This window comes from Mycobacterium sp. NGS67, assembly GCF_059812185.1.
This window is the reverse complement of sequence record NZ_JCALCF010000005.1, coordinates 221643-235392: the sequence shown is the minus strand read 5'-3', so window position 1 is coordinate 235392 and position 13750 is coordinate 221643. Positions and strand designations below refer to the sequence as shown.

Below are 13750 nucleotides of genomic sequence, written 5' to 3'. Positions count from 1 at the left end.
GTGGACGACACGGGCACGGGTCCGGTGGTAATTTTCGGCGGGCGCAGCGAGATCGGCATCGAACTCGCGCGTCGCCTGGCTCCCGGGACGTCGGTGGTACTGCTGGCGCGCAACGCCGACCGGCTCGCTGACGAAGTCGCCGCGCTACGAGCGGCCGGCGCCGCGGCGGTGCACACCAGAGAGTTCGACGCCGACGACGTCACCGCACATGGCCCCCTCGTCGAGTCGATCGTCGCCGATCACGGTCCCATCGGCACCGCGGTCCTGGCCTTCGGAATCCTGGGCGACCAGACCCGAGCTGAAACCGACGCCGCGCACGCCGTGGACATCGTGCACACCGACTACGTCGCGCAGGTCAGCCTGCTCACCCATTTGGCGGCCGTCATGCGCCAGGCCCGAAGGGGAGACATGGTGGTGTTCTCCTCGGTGGCCGGGGTGCGGGTGCGTCGGGCCAACTACGTCTACGGTTCGGCCAAGGCCGGTCTGGACGGCTTCGCCAGCGGATTGGCCGACGCCCTGCACGGCAGCGGCGTGCGGTTGCTGATCTCACGGCCGGGCTTTGTCATCGGACGAATGACGGAGGGGATGGCACCGGCGCCGTTGTCCAGCACCCCCGAACAGGTCGCTGCGGCCACGGCCAGAGCCTTGCGCAAGGGCCGACGCACCGTGTGGATTCCCTGGGCGTTGCGGCCGATGTTCTTCGGGCTCAAGCTGCTGCCGCAATTCGTGTGGCGGCGGATGCCGCGATGATCACCGTGGTCGGTCTCGGCGCCGACGGCATGGCCGGGATCTCGGATGCTTCGCGCCGCGAATTACGCAACGCCACAGTCGTTTACGGATCCTCACGCCAACTCGGCCTGCTCGACGACACCGTCCAAGCGACCCGGAAGGAGTGGCCGTCCCCGCTGTTGCCGGCCTTGCAAGACCTGCCCGTCGGCCAATCCGACATCCACGTCCTGGCCAGCGGCGACCCACTGCTGTTCGGCATCGGCGGCACGCTGATCCGGTTGTTCGGCCCGGACAAAGTGCGGGTGCTGCCACATGTCTCGTCGGTGACGCTGGCATGCGCGCGGATGGGGTGGAACGTCCATGAGACGGAGGTGATCAGCCTGGTGACGGCGCAGCCGCACACCGCGGTGCGGCGCGGGGGACAGGCAATCGTGTTGTCGGGCAACGGGAGAACCCCGACATCACTGGCCGCGCTGCTCACCGACCACGGCCGCGGCGACTCGCAGTTCACCGTGCTCGAGGAACTCGGCAGCCCGCGCGAACGACGCCGCGACGACACCGCGCGGGGGTGGGCTGAGAACACCCCTGTCGATGTCGAGGACCTGAATGTGATCGCCGTTCGGTACCTGCCCGACGAGCGCGTGTTCTCGTTGCCCGACAACGCCTTCGCCCATGACGGCCAGATCACCAAACACGGCATCAGGGCGGTCACCCTCGCGGCGTTGGCCCCCCGGCCGGGACAGCGGTTATGGGATGTGGGCGCCGGTTCGGGCAGCATCGCGGTGCAATGGTGCCAAGCCGGCCACGGTTGCACCGCGGTCGTCTTCGAACGTGATGACCAGCGGCGCCGCAATATCGGCACCAACGCCGCGGCCCACGGTGTGCATATCGAAATCCGCGGCGCCGCACCGGATGCGTTCGACGGTGCCCCGAGGCCGTCGGCGATCTTCGTCGGCGGTGGCCTCACCCAGCCCGGTCTGCTCGACGCCTGCCTGGATCACCTGCCGCACGGCGGTCGGCTGGTAGCGAACGCGGTCACCGTGGAATCCGAAGCGCTACTGGCGCAAGCGTATTCCCGCCACGCCGGGGGTCTGCAGCGATTTCAGCACTACCGAGCCGAACCGCTGGGCGGGTTCGCCGGGTGGCGCCCGCAGCTGCCCGTCACGCAGTGGGTTGTGACGAAATGACGGTGTATTTCATCGGTGCCGGGCCCGGCGCCGCGGACCTGATCACCGTGCGCGGTCAACGGCTCCTGCAACGCTGTCCGGTGTGCCTGTACGCCGGCTCGATCATGCCGACAGACCTGCTGTCGCAATGTCGGCCGGACGCGAAAGTCGTCGACACCGGCCCGCTGACGCTGGATCAGATCGTCGGCGAACTCGCGGCCGCCGACGCCGCGGGCCACGACGTGGCCAGACTGCACTCCGGCGACCCGTCGCTCTACAGCGCGCTGGCCGAGCAGTGCCGACAACTGGACGCCCGGGGCATCGGCTACGAAATCGTGCCAGGGGTAACCGCTTTCGCCGCAGCCGCCGCCGCCATCAAGCGTGAGCTCACCGTGCCGGGTGTGGCCCAAACGGTCACGTTGACCAGAGTCTCGACGCTGTCGACCGCCATGCCGCCCGGCGAAGACCTGACCGCCCTGAGCCGCCCCGGTGCCACCCTGGTCCTGTATCTGGCCGCCGCGCAGATCGACGCGGTGGTGCCGCAGCTGCTCGACGGCGGTTACCGCCCCGAAACCCCGGTCGCTGTCGTGGCTTTCGCAAGCTGGCCGCAACAGACCGTGCTGCGCGGCACGCTAACCGACATCGCCGCACAGATGCATAGAGCGAACATCACCAAGACCGCGGTCATCCTGATCGGCGATGTGTTGGCCGCCGAAGGGTTCACCGACAGCTATCTGTACTCGGCGGCGCGACGCAGCCTGGGACCGCATTGATGCGCGTGCTGCTGCTCGGCGGCACCGCTGAAGGGCGCGCGCTGGCCACAAGACTGCACCCGCGGGTCGACCTCGTCAGCTCGCTGGCCGGCCGGGTGCCTGATCCCGCGTTGCCGGTCGGCCGGGTACGCATCGGTGGTTTCGGCGGGGTGGACGGGCTGCGAAGCTTCCTGCACGACGCACACATCGACGCCGTCGTCGACGCCACCCATCCGTTCGCGGCCACCATGACCGCGCATGCCGCGCGAGCGTGCGGCGATTTGGGGATACCCATGTTGGTGCTGGCCCGCCCGGCGTGGGACCCCGGCGCCGCCACGGTCGTGACATCCGACACCGAGGCGGCGGAGGTTGTTGCACGGCAACGCTATTCGCGGGTATTCCTGACCAGCGGCCGGTCGGCTGTCCGGGCGTTCGCCGACAGCGACGCATGGTTTCTGGTGCGGGTGGTCACCGCTCCCGACGTGTTGCCGTCCCGGCATCGACTGCTGCTCTCCCGCGGCCCGTATGAGTACGACGGCGAGCTCGCGCTGATGACCGAGCACCGCATCGACGCGCTGGTGACCAAGAACAGTGGCGGGGACATGACCCGTCCCAAACTGGATGCGGCTGCCGCACTCGGCATCCCGGTGGTGATGGTGGCGCGTCCGCGCCTGCCCGACGGAGTGAACACCGTCGGCACCGTCGAGGAGGCCGAGCACTGGGTGGCGGCGCTCCGGTAGCGCGAGCAGACGCAAAAACCCCCATTTCATGCTGAAATGAGGTGTTTTTGCGTCTGCTCGCGAGGGGTCCGCAGTTAGCCGGGATACCGTCGCAGCGTGAAAACCCGATCACCTGAATCTGTTGTCTGCCAACGGGTTTGCGACGACCCGATGATCAGCAGGCAGCGCATGTCCACCTCGTCGGGGTTCAGGTCGGCCAGCCGGACCACCCGCACCGTTTCGTCGGGGCCGGCCACGTTGCGGCCGATCACCACCGGCGTGCAAGGTTCGCGATGCTCGAGCAACAGATCGCGCATCGCGCCGACCTGCCAGGTCCGCGACTTCGACGCCGGGTTGTAGATGGCCAGCACCAGGTCGGCCGCGGCGGCGGCCCGCAGGCGCGCGGCGATCACGTCCCACGGCTTGAGCCGGTCCGACAGCGAGATCACCGCGTAGTCATGGCCCAGGGGAGCCCCGACGCGGCTGGCGACCGCCTGCGCTGCCGTCATCGCCGGAATCACCCGGACCTGCACGCCGGGCCACTGCTCGGCCTCCTCCAACACGGCGGTGGCCATCGCGAACACCCCCGGATCCCCCGAGGACACCACCGCCACCGAGTGCCCCTGCTCGGCCAGCGAACAGGCCAGTTGGGCCCGCCCGGGTTCGTCGGTGTTGTCGCTGGGATGGCGGCGCTGTCCCTCGCGCACCGGCACCCGATCCAGGTAGTTGCCGTAGCCGATCAGATCGGTCGCCGCGGCCAGTTCGCGCCGGCTCTGCGGTGTCATCCAATCGGAGCCGCCCGGGCCTAGACCCACCACGGCCACCGAACCGGTGGCGGCGGAGGCGCCATTGCGTCGCCGCCCCCCGGGCAGCATGGCTAGTGAGAAATACGGCACGCTGGTCTCGTCGACGTCGGCGGCTGGCAGCACCCGTTGCCCGGGCGTGCTGGCCCGCTCCACATAGAACGTGTCGTCCAGCCGGCCGGCCACCGAAAGTGCCTGCCGCACATTACGATACGAGCGCCCGAGCTTGAGGATCACCGCCGCGTCGGCATCGGCGAGCCGGCGGGTCAATTCAGCCACCGGCAGGGTGCCCGGCAGGATCGACAGCACCTCGTCGCCGGCCACCAGCGGAGTGGCGACGGCGGCGGAGGCGGCGCTCACCGACGTCACACCGGGCACGATCACCGCATCGAAGCGCTCGGTGAGCCGGGTGTGCAGATGCATGTAGGAGCTGTAGAACAGCGGGTCACCCTCGGCGAGCAGCGCCACATTGCGCCCGGCGGCCAGGTGCGCGGCGATGCGCTCGGTGGCTTCGACATAGAAATCCTCCAGCGCGCCCGCGTAGCCACCGGGATGATCGGTCGTCTCGGTAGTGACCGGGTAGACCAGGTGCTCCTCGATCTGACCGGGCCGCAGATAGGGCTCTGCGATACCGCGCGCGATGCTGCGACCGTGCCGCGCGCTGTGATAGGCGACCACGTCGGCGTCACCGATCACCCGCGCGGCTTTGACGGTCACCAGTTCCGGATCGCCGGGGCCCAGCCCGACTCCCCACAGCGTGCCCCGGCCGGTCATTCGCGTTCGGTCGCAATCGCATTGACCGCCGCGGCGGCCATCGCGCTGCCGCCGCGACGGCCGCGCACCACCAGATATGCCATGCCGCGCGGGTTTTCGATCAGCTCTTCCTTGGACTGCGCGGACCCGACGAAGCCGACCGGTCCGCCAAGCACCGCGGCGGGCGGCGGGACCCCGTCGTCGAGTAGTTCGAGCAACCGGAACAGCGCGGTCGGGGCATTGCCGATGGCGACGACGGCGCCAGGCACTCGTTCGGCCCACAGTTCCACCGCGGCCGCCGATCGAGTGGTCTGCCGGCGGGCGGCGAGCTCGGGCGCGCGTGGGTCGGCCACCAGCGAGACCACCTCGTTGCCCGCGGGCAGGCGCGCGCTGGTGATCCCGGCAGCCACCATCGACGAGTCGCACAGCACTGGGGCGCCCTGGCGCAACGCGGCGCCGGCGCGGACCACGACATCATCGGTAAACGCCACGTGTTCGACGACGTCGACCTGCCCGCAGGTGTGGATCAACCGCACCACCACCCGCTCGACGTCGCCGGGGAACCGGGTCAGGTCGGCTTCGGCGCGGATGGTCGCGAACGACTGCCGGTAGATCTCCGCGCCGTCGCGGATGTAGTCGAGCACCCGCCCACTTTAAGACCTCAGTACCCGATACCCCGTCCCGGTGGCGACCAGCACCTCCCCGGTTGGCGGGCTGCCGCATGCTCGTTCGCATCCGACGAAGTGCCGGTGCACGGTGCAGGTCTCGTCCAGCGCCCCTGCCGCGTCGGCGCGCACATCGACACGCGAGTGCGCACAACCCGGGCTGCCGGTACACGCGCTGACATTCAGCCACGGCGAGTGCTCGTCGAACACCAGGCCCAGCGGCGCCAGCACGCGCAGCGCGGTGTCGGCCACGTCGTCGCTCAGATCGCACACCAGCACCGACCGCCACGGTGTGATCACCAGCGGCGCCTCGATTGCGCCGAGGAACTCCGCGATGCGAGCGGGCAGCATCCCGAGAGGGACCCCCGCGCCGAGCGCGACCCGTCCGTCGTCCTGGGGCAGCCAGCCCACCGGCGGTTTGGTCACCGGTGCGAACTCAGTGCCCAGTGCGACGCCGGGAAGCAGCTCCGCCAAGTCATCCAGTTCCGTTATCCGCCAAGCCTTTCCGCGGATCTCCACGAACCGCACTGCGAGCCCGATCAGCGCGCCGGTGATGTCATCCAGGCGCATACCGGTGTCGCGTCCGGCGACCAGGAGCGCCGGACCGTCCTCGGCGACCATCACACCGACGTCGGCGCGCAGACCCGACACATCACCACGGCCGTCGTCGATGCTGAACAAGAACCGGCCACCCAGTCCGGCGAGCCGGGGTTCCCCGCAGATCGCCGCGTCCAGTTCGGCGATCCACGGTCGCACGTCGGCGTTACCGCCGGCCCGACCGGACAACGGTGACGCCACGATATTGCGGACCCGTTCGTGCGTTTCCGACGGCAACAGCCCGGCTCGGGCGACCGCGTCGGCCACCGCGTCCACATCGGCGACCGCCCGCAACTGCACATTGCCGCGGGCGGTCAACTCCAACATGCCCGAGCCGTGTTCCACCGAAAGCCGGGCCAACGTGGTCAACTGCTCGGCAGTAATGATGCCGCCGGGCAGCCGAACCCGCACCAACGCGCCGTCGGCGGCCGGGTGCACCTGCAATGCGCCCGGACACGCGTCGAAGTCGCGGGTTCTGGCCACCCAACTACGGTACGACTTCGGCGGCACGGTTTGGAATCAGACTTCTCGGGCACACCGGTGTCTGTGCGAACGCAGGAATATGCCCCCGGTCGGCTGGCCGACGTGTTCGGTGACCCGGCTCAACCGCTGGTGCTGCTCTGGCACGGCATGCAGACCGATGCCCGCGCCGCGGTCCGCCCGCTGGCCGGCCTGATCGCCGGCCACGGCGCCGCGGTGGTCGCCCCGGATTGGAACTCACACGCTGACGACGGTGGCCGCGCGGATCTGTTGCGGTCGCTGGACTTCGCCCGTCAACACGGCAACGACACCGAGGGCATCGTGCTGGTGGGCTGGTCCCTGGGTGGAGCCGCCGCCGCGGGCCTCACCCTCGACGGCGCCCGCCGCGATCTTGCTCTCGCACATACGGTTTGCCTGGCCGGCGCATTCATGGCACCGGATCCGATCACCGGTCGGGTGTTGACCGAGGAGCTGCCGTCCGACCATATCGGCGCGCCTTTCACGTTGCTGCACGGCGTCGCTGACGATGCCGTACCGGTCGCGGCCAGCAGAGACTTCGCAGCCGCACTGGAACGGATCGGATGGCCGGTGGACCTGGCTGAGCTGGCGGCCGATCACGGCTCGATCGCCGGCGCCGAATACGACGCCGCCGCCGACCGGTACGTGCCGGGTCACGGCGAAGAGACACAGCTGGTGGCACGGGAAGTCGCCGAGCGCATCGCGGCGACGCTGAAGTGAAGTAGTCGACCGCCGTGGCCGCCGGCTGGGGGTTGTCCCGGAAGTGCCTGAAACTCAGGAAGTCCCGGTCCGCTTTGCATAACCCCGGCGCTTGTCGGCCTGCACGTCGCTGGTGAACACCCGGTCGGTGCCCAGCACGCGCCCCATCGCTTCGGCCAGCGGACGCGGCATCAGCCGCTGCTGCAACGACACCATGATGCCCATCGACCGCGGAATAACCACCCGCGCTTCGGGTTTGGTGATGACGCTGACCACCGCCTGCGCCACGTCCACCGGCTCGGCGTTCTTGAATCCTTTCGCGTGCCCGATGCCGACGATCATCTCGGTGTTGGTCAGCGTCGGCATGATCGACGAGAACTGCACGCCGCTGCCCCGATTCTCCAGCCGGACGGAGTCGGTGTAGCCGAGCACCGCGTGCTTGGTGGCGCAGTAGGTGGCGATGCCCTCGGCCGGTAACACACCACCCAGCGACGCGATGTTGACGATGTGACCGCGACGACGCGGCAACATGCGCTGCGCACCCAGCTTGGTGCCGAGGATGACGCCGAACACGTTGACGTCGAGCAGCCGGCGGGTGACGTCGTCGTCCTCCTCCACGGCGCTGCCCACCGCGATCACGCCGGCATTGTTGACCAGGACGTCGATCGGCCCCAGCCCGTTCTCCACCGCGTCGAGGAATTCGATGAACGACGCGCGGTCGGTGACGTCCAGGTGACGCGAGACCGTCAACCCCAGCCGGTCGCCAGACTCGGTGACGGCTGCGTCGTCGATGTCTCCGATCGCCACCTTGGCGCCTGACCGCTGAGCGGCGGTCGCGATGGCCAGACCGATTCCGCGAGCGCCGCCCGTAACAGCGACGACCTTCCCGGCAAGAGACTCAGTGTGCATCGCATCAGCGTACGGTCCCGCTCACCCGGACCGCGCCCGATTCCGCTGTCCTGCTGCACCGCAAAGGTTTTCCAGTCGCGAGTAGAGTAGCTGCGATGGCGACGGCCTCGTGGAATGAACGGATGATCGCCGGGGTCGCCTCGGCCGCGGTGGCTCTCGGTGTCGCCCAGCTGCTCTGCATTCCGTTCGGCGGACGGGCCGACGCCCGCACCGCGGTCGGCTCGGCGGTGATCGACCTGACGCCCGGCCCTGTCAAAGAGTGGGCGATACAGACCCTCGGCACCTTGGACAAGCCCTTCCTGGCGGTGGTCGTGCTGATCGTGGTTGCCACGATCGCAGCGTTGGCCGGGACCTTGGAGACGCGACGACGCCCGATGGGCAGCGCGGTGCTGGTGGTGCTCGGCGTCCTCGGCTGTGCGGCGGTGTTGTCGCGGCAGGGCGGATCGGCGCTGGACGTCATCCCTACCGTCGTGGGTACCGCTTGCGGCGTGGCGGTCCTGCGCGCGCTCGCCCGTCGGTCCTGGTCCGATTCGGAAGATGCACCTGATGCCGGCCGGCGCAGACTGGTCATGCTCGGACTGCTGGGCTTTGGAGTCGTCAGCGGAGTCGCCGGAGCCTTCTTCACGCGGTTGGCGCATTCGGTGACCGCTGACCGCAAGACCTTCGCCCTGCCGCGAGCGCGCACCACGGCACCGCAGATACCGCCCGACGTGCAGCCGAAAGGTGTTGCGCTGCCGAGTTTCATCACTCCCAATGCCGAGTTCTACCGAATCGACACGGCGCTCGCGGTGCCGCAACTCAGCCGCGGCGACTGGAGGTTGCGCATCCACGGCATGGTGGACCACGAAACCACCTACAGCTTGGAGGATCTCGCACGCTTTGACGTCGTCGATACCGTGACGACGCTGACGTGCGTATCCAATCCGGTTGGCGGAGATCTGATTTCGACGGGACTGTGGACGGGCTACCGGCTGGCCGATCTGCTGGCGGCGGCCGGTGTGCACAAGGACGCCGACATGGTGCTGTCCACCTCCATCGACGGGTTCACCGCCGGTACGCCGGTAGAGGCGGTGACGGACGGCAGGGAGGCGCTGCTGGCGGTCGGCCTCAACGGGGTGCCGCTGCCCGTCGAGCACGGCTACCCGGCGCGGCTGGTGGTGCCCGGACTCTACGGCTTCGTGTCGGCCACCAAGTGGGTCGTCGATCTGGAACTGACCCGCTTCGACAGGGCCAAGGCGTACTGGACCAGGCATGGCTGGGCAGCGCGTGCGCCGATCAAGACGCAGTCGCGCATCGACGTGCCGAGAAGCGGTCAGCAGGTGCCGATCGGACCCGCGGTGTTCGGCGGGGTGGCATGGGCGCAGAATCGTGGTGTTCGAGCCGTGGAAGTCCGCATCGGCGATGGCGATTGGCAGTCCGCCGAACTGGGCGCAAGCTATTCCAACGAAACCTGGCGGCTGTGGAGCTTCCGGTGGCAGGCGAAAAGCCCCGGGCGGCAGCAGATTACCGTGCGAGCCATCGACAACACCGGCGCCGCGCAGACCGACGACCGGGCCGATCCCGTCCCCGACGGCGCCACCGGCTGGCACTCGGTGAACTTCACCGTGGCCTGAAAGCCTTACTTCGACGACAGTTTCCGCCAACTGAAGACCGCGATCACCACACCGATCAACGCCGTGATCGGACCGATGACCGACCACGTCGTGGTGTTGCTCATCGGGCTGCCGCCCAGCACTCCGAAGCCTTGCAGCGCCCAGATCAGGCCGAAGAGGGCCACGATCAATCCGACGGCGAACATGACGACGAAACCCCTGCTCATGCCTGGACCCTACGCGCCGATTCGGTGGACTGATCGCCCTGCGGTACGAATGGGGAGTGGCTGAGCCGACCATCCTGCTGTTGTCGACGTCCGACACCGACCTGATCACCGCCCGTTCCACCGACAAGAACTACCGGTGGGCCAACCCGGCGCGGCTCGCCGAAGTCGAATTGCCCGACCTGCTCGAAGACGCCGACATCGTCGTGGTGCGCATCCTCGGCGGCTACCGGGCGTGGGAGGACGGCATCGCCACGGTGCTGGCCAGCGGCGTGCCTGCCGTGCTGGTCAGCGGTGAGCAAGCCGCCGACGCCGAGCTGACCGGACTGTCCACCGTGGCGGCCGGGATCGCCGTGCAGACCCACATCTACCTGGCGCACGGCGGCGTGGAGAACCTGCGCCAGCTGCATGCCTTCCTGTCCGACACCGTGCTGATGACCGGCGTCGGGTTCAGCGAACCGGTGACGACACCGACCTGGGGCGTGCTCCAGCGCCAGGATGCGGGAAACCCGGACGGCCCCACCATCGCGGTGCTCTACTACCGCGCGCAACAGCTGGCCGGCAACACCGCCTACGTCGAGGCGCTGTGCGAGGCGATCGAAGACGCCGGTGGTGCCGCATTACCGGTCTACTGCGCGTCGTTGCGCACCGCGGAACCCGAACTGCTGGCCAAGCTCGCCGAATCCGACGCGATGGTGGTCACCGTTCTTGCGGCCGGGGGAACCAAGCCGGCGGAGGCGGCGGCCGGTGGGTCGGATGACAGCTGGAACGTCGAACACCTTGCCGCACTTGACGTCCCGATCCTGCAGGGACTGTGCCTGACCAGCCCGCGCGACCAGTGGTACGCCAACGACGACGGTCTGTCGCCACTGGACGTCGCCACCCAGGTCGCGGTGCCCGAGTTCGACGGCCGCATCATCACGGTTCCGTTCTCGTTCAAGGAGATCGACGACGACGGCCTCATCTCCTACGTCGCCGACCGCGAGCGCTGCGCCCGGGTGGCCGGCCTGGCCATCCGGCATGCCCGATTGCGACGCGTCGCACCCGCCGACAAGCGCGTCGCCGTCGTGTTCTCGGCCTACCCGACCAAGCACGCGCGCATCGGCAACGCGGTCGGCCTGGACACCCCGGCCAGCGCGGTCGCACTGCTGCGGGCCATGGGCGCCAACGGATATCGCCTCGGCGAGCTGCCCGGCGTCGCAGCCGGCGACGGTGACGCGCTGATCCACGCCCTGATCGAACGCGGGGGACAGGACCCCGACTGGCTCACCCAGGGCCAGCTGGAAGGCAACCCGATTCGGGTGTCCGCCAAGGACTACCGCGACTGGTTCGACACGCTGCCCGCCGAATTCACCGACGCGGTGACCCGCCACTGGGGCGCGCCGCCCGGTGACCTGTTCGTCGACCGCAGCAGCGACCCCGACGGCGAAATCGTCGTCGCCGCAATCCAATCCGGCAATCTGGTGCTGATGGTCCAGCCGCCGCGCGGATTCGGCGAGAACCCGGTGGCGATCTACCACGACCCCGACCTGCCGCCCAGTCACCACTACCTGGCGGCATATCACTGGCTCGATACCGGCTTCGGCGCGCACGCCGTCGTGCACCTCGGCAAGCACGGCAACCTGGAATGGCTGCCGGGCAAGACGCTGGGCATGTCGGCGGCCTGCGGATCCGACGCCGCACTGGGCAACCTGCCGCTGATCTATCCGTTCCTGGTCAACGACCCCGGCGAGGGCACCCAGGCCAAGCGCCGGGCGCACGCGGTGCTCGTCGACCATCTCATCCCGCCGATGGCCCGCGCCGAAACCTACGGTGACATCGCCCGTCTGGAACAGTTGCTCGACGAGCACGCCAACGTCGCCGCGCTGGATCCGGGCAAGCTGCCGGCCATCCGGCAGCAGATCTGGACGCTGATCCGGGCCGCCAAGATGGACCACGACCTGGGTTTGACCGAGCGCCCCGCCGAGGACACCTTCGACGACATGTTGCTGCACGTCGACGGTTGGCTGTGCGAGATCAAGGACGTGCAGATCCGCGACGGCCTGCACATCCTCGGCCAAAAGCCAACGGGGGAAGGCGAACTCGACCTGGTGCTGGCCATCCTGCGGGCCCGTCAGCTCTTCGCCGGTGAACACGCGCTGCCCGGCTTGCGGCAGGCGCTCGGACTGGCTGAGGACGGCAGCGACGAACGCGTCGCCGTCGACGAGGCCGAAAGCGCGGCACGAGAATTGGTGAGCGCCCTACAGAAGGCGGACTGGGACCCCGCGGCGGCCGACCGGCTCACCGACAACCCCGGCGTCGCCGCGGTGCTGCGGTTCGCTGCCACCGAGGTGGTGCCGCGGCTGGCCGGCACCTCGTCCGAGATCGACCAGGTGCTGCGGGCACTGGACGGCCGGTTCATCCCGGCCGGGCCATCGGGCTCTCCGCTGCGCGGACTGGTCAACGTGTTGCCCACCGGGCGCAACTTCTACTCCGTCGACCCCAAGGCGGTGCCGTCCCGGCTGGCGTGGGAAGCCGGTGTGGCACTGGCTGATTCGCTACTGGCCCGCTACCGGGCCGACCATGGGGAGTGGCCCCGGTCGGTGGGCCTGTCGGTGTGGGGCACGTCGGCCATGCGCACCTCCGGCGACGACATCGCCGAGGTGCTGGCCCTACTCGGCGCCCGGCCGGTCTGGGACGACGCATCGCGGCGCGTGGTGGACCTGACCCCGATCCCGTTGAGCGAGCTGGGCCGGCCGCGCCTCGACGTCACCGTACGCATCTCCGGGTTCTTCCGTGACGCGTTCCCGCATGTGGTGACCATGCTCGACGACGCCGTGCGCCTGGTCGCCGCCCTGGACGAACCCGACGAGGACAACTACGTGCGCGCGCACGCCAACGCCGATCTTGCTCAGCACGGCGACCAAAGGCGCGCCACCACACGAATTTTCGGGTCCAAGCCGGGCACCTACGGCGCCGGGCTGCTGCAACTGATCGACAGCCGTAACTGGCGCGACGACGCCGACCTGGCGCAGGTGTACACCGCGTGGGGCGGATTCGCCTACGGCCGCGGATTGGAAGGCCGGCCCGCCACTGAAGACATGAACCGCCAGTACCGGCGGATCGCGGTGGCGGCCAAGAACACCGACACCCGCGAACACGACATCGCCGACTCCGACGACTACTTCCAGTACCACGGCGGCATGGTGGCGACCGTCCGGGCGCTGACCGGTCAGGCGCCGGCCGCCTACATCGGCGACAACACCCGGCCCGACGCCATCCGCACCCGGACGCTGTCGGAGGAAACCACCCGGGTCTTCCGCGCCCGCGTCGTCAACCCGCGCTGGATGTCGGCGATGCGCCGGCACGGCTACAAGGGCGCGTTCGAGATGGCGGCCACCGTCGACTATCTGTTCGGCTACGACGCCACCGCCCACGTGATGGCCGACTGGATGTACGAGCAACTCACCGAGCGGTACGTGCTCGACCCGGAGAACCGCAAATTCATGACGCAGTCCAATCCGTGGGCGCTGCACGGCATGGCCGAGCGACTGCTGGAGGCCGCCGGGCGCGGCATGTGGGCAGAGCCGCGGCAAGACACTCTCGACGGTCTGCGCCAGGCGCTGCTGGAGACCGAGGGCGACCTCGAGGGCTGACCCCGGGAC

Annotated in this window: 12 protein-coding genes; 7 read left to right on the top strand and 5 right to left on the bottom strand. The window is 69.1% G+C overall.

Annotated features, from left to right (window positions below; all coding sequences use genetic code 11):
• The 4 genes from AC5Y4D_RS06750 to AC5Y4D_RS06735 are packed head-to-tail and all read left to right on the top strand — an operon-like array spanning position 1 to position 3387.
• On the top strand, positions 1-750 hold the full coding sequence (locus tag AC5Y4D_RS06750) for an SDR family NAD(P)-dependent oxidoreductase (protein WP_500036785.1): 750 nt from the start codon (positions 1-3) through the stop codon (positions 748-750).
• Positions 747-1916 (top strand): precorrin-6y C5,15-methyltransferase (decarboxylating) subunit CbiE, encoded by a 1170-nt coding sequence (gene cbiE / locus AC5Y4D_RS06745; protein ID WP_500036784.1) that lies wholly within the window; start codon positions 747-749, stop codon positions 1914-1916. Before AC5Y4D_RS06750 ends, cbiE begins: the two co-directional genes overlap by 4 nt.
• On the top strand, positions 1913-2668 hold the full coding sequence (cobM, locus tag AC5Y4D_RS06740; RefSeq protein WP_500036783.1) for a precorrin-4 C(11)-methyltransferase: 756 nt from the start codon (positions 1913-1915) through the stop codon (positions 2666-2668). The genes cbiE and cobM overlap by 4 nt, the downstream gene beginning before the upstream one ends.
• Positions 2668-3387: a cobalt-precorrin-6A reductase gene (locus tag AC5Y4D_RS06735; protein WP_500036782.1), complete on the top strand. Its 720-nt coding sequence runs from the start codon at positions 2668-2670 to the stop codon at positions 3385-3387. The genes cobM and AC5Y4D_RS06735 overlap by 1 nt, the downstream gene beginning before the upstream one ends.
• Before the next feature lie 74 nt (positions 3388-3461).
• On the opposite strand, the gene AC5Y4D_RS06730 is transcribed toward AC5Y4D_RS06735, so the two are convergent.
• From AC5Y4D_RS06730 to cobG, 3 genes are read right to left on the bottom strand one after another with little or no spacing between them, the layout of a single operon-like run.
• Positions 3462-4943: a precorrin-2 C(20)-methyltransferase gene (locus AC5Y4D_RS06730; protein ID WP_500036781.1), complete on the bottom strand. Its 1482-nt coding sequence runs from the start codon at positions 4941-4943 to the stop codon at positions 3462-3464.
• Positions 4940-5566, bottom strand: a complete 627-nt coding sequence (locus AC5Y4D_RS06725; RefSeq protein WP_500036780.1) for a precorrin-8X methylmutase — start codon at positions 5564-5566, stop codon at positions 4940-4942. Before AC5Y4D_RS06725 ends, AC5Y4D_RS06730 begins: the two co-directional genes overlap by 4 nt.
• Before the next feature lie 9 nt (positions 5567-5575).
• A complete protein-coding gene (gene cobG, locus AC5Y4D_RS06720) occupies positions 5576-6667 on the bottom strand; it encodes a precorrin-3B synthase (protein ID WP_500036779.1) in 1092 nt (363 codons plus the stop codon).
• A gap of 63 nt (positions 6668-6730) precedes the next feature.
• Between cobG and AC5Y4D_RS06715 the strand changes: the two genes are divergently transcribed.
• Positions 6731-7402 (top strand): alpha/beta hydrolase, encoded by a 672-nt coding sequence (locus AC5Y4D_RS06715; protein ID WP_499991153.1) that lies wholly within the window; start codon positions 6731-6733, stop codon positions 7400-7402.
• A 54-nt stretch (positions 7403-7456) separates the two neighbouring features.
• Here AC5Y4D_RS06715 and AC5Y4D_RS06710 read toward each other — a convergent pair whose 3' ends face one another.
• Positions 7457-8290, bottom strand: coding sequence for an SDR family oxidoreductase (locus AC5Y4D_RS06710; protein WP_499991155.1), 834 nt, complete (start codon positions 8288-8290; stop codon positions 7457-7459).
• Between the two features lie 95 nt (positions 8291-8385).
• Between AC5Y4D_RS06710 and AC5Y4D_RS06705 the strand changes: the two genes are divergently transcribed.
• Positions 8386-9903 carry a molybdopterin-dependent oxidoreductase gene (locus AC5Y4D_RS06705; RefSeq protein WP_499945142.1) on the top strand — a complete coding sequence of 506 codons (1518 nt, stop codon included), beginning with the start codon at positions 8386-8388 and terminating at the stop codon, positions 9901-9903.
• Between the two features lie 5 nt (positions 9904-9908).
• On the opposite strand, the gene AC5Y4D_RS06700 is transcribed toward AC5Y4D_RS06705, so the two are convergent.
• Entirely contained in the window at positions 9909-10109 is a 201-nt protein-coding gene (locus tag AC5Y4D_RS06700) for a hypothetical protein (protein WP_499945144.1), read from the bottom strand.
• A 56-nt stretch (positions 10110-10165) separates the two neighbouring features.
• On the opposite strand from AC5Y4D_RS06700, the gene cobN reads away from it, so the two are divergent.
• Positions 10166-13741: a cobaltochelatase subunit CobN gene (gene cobN, locus AC5Y4D_RS06695; RefSeq protein ID WP_500036778.1), complete on the top strand. Its 3576-nt coding sequence runs from the start codon at positions 10166-10168 to the stop codon at positions 13739-13741.
• Positions 13742-13750: the final 9 nt, after the last annotated feature.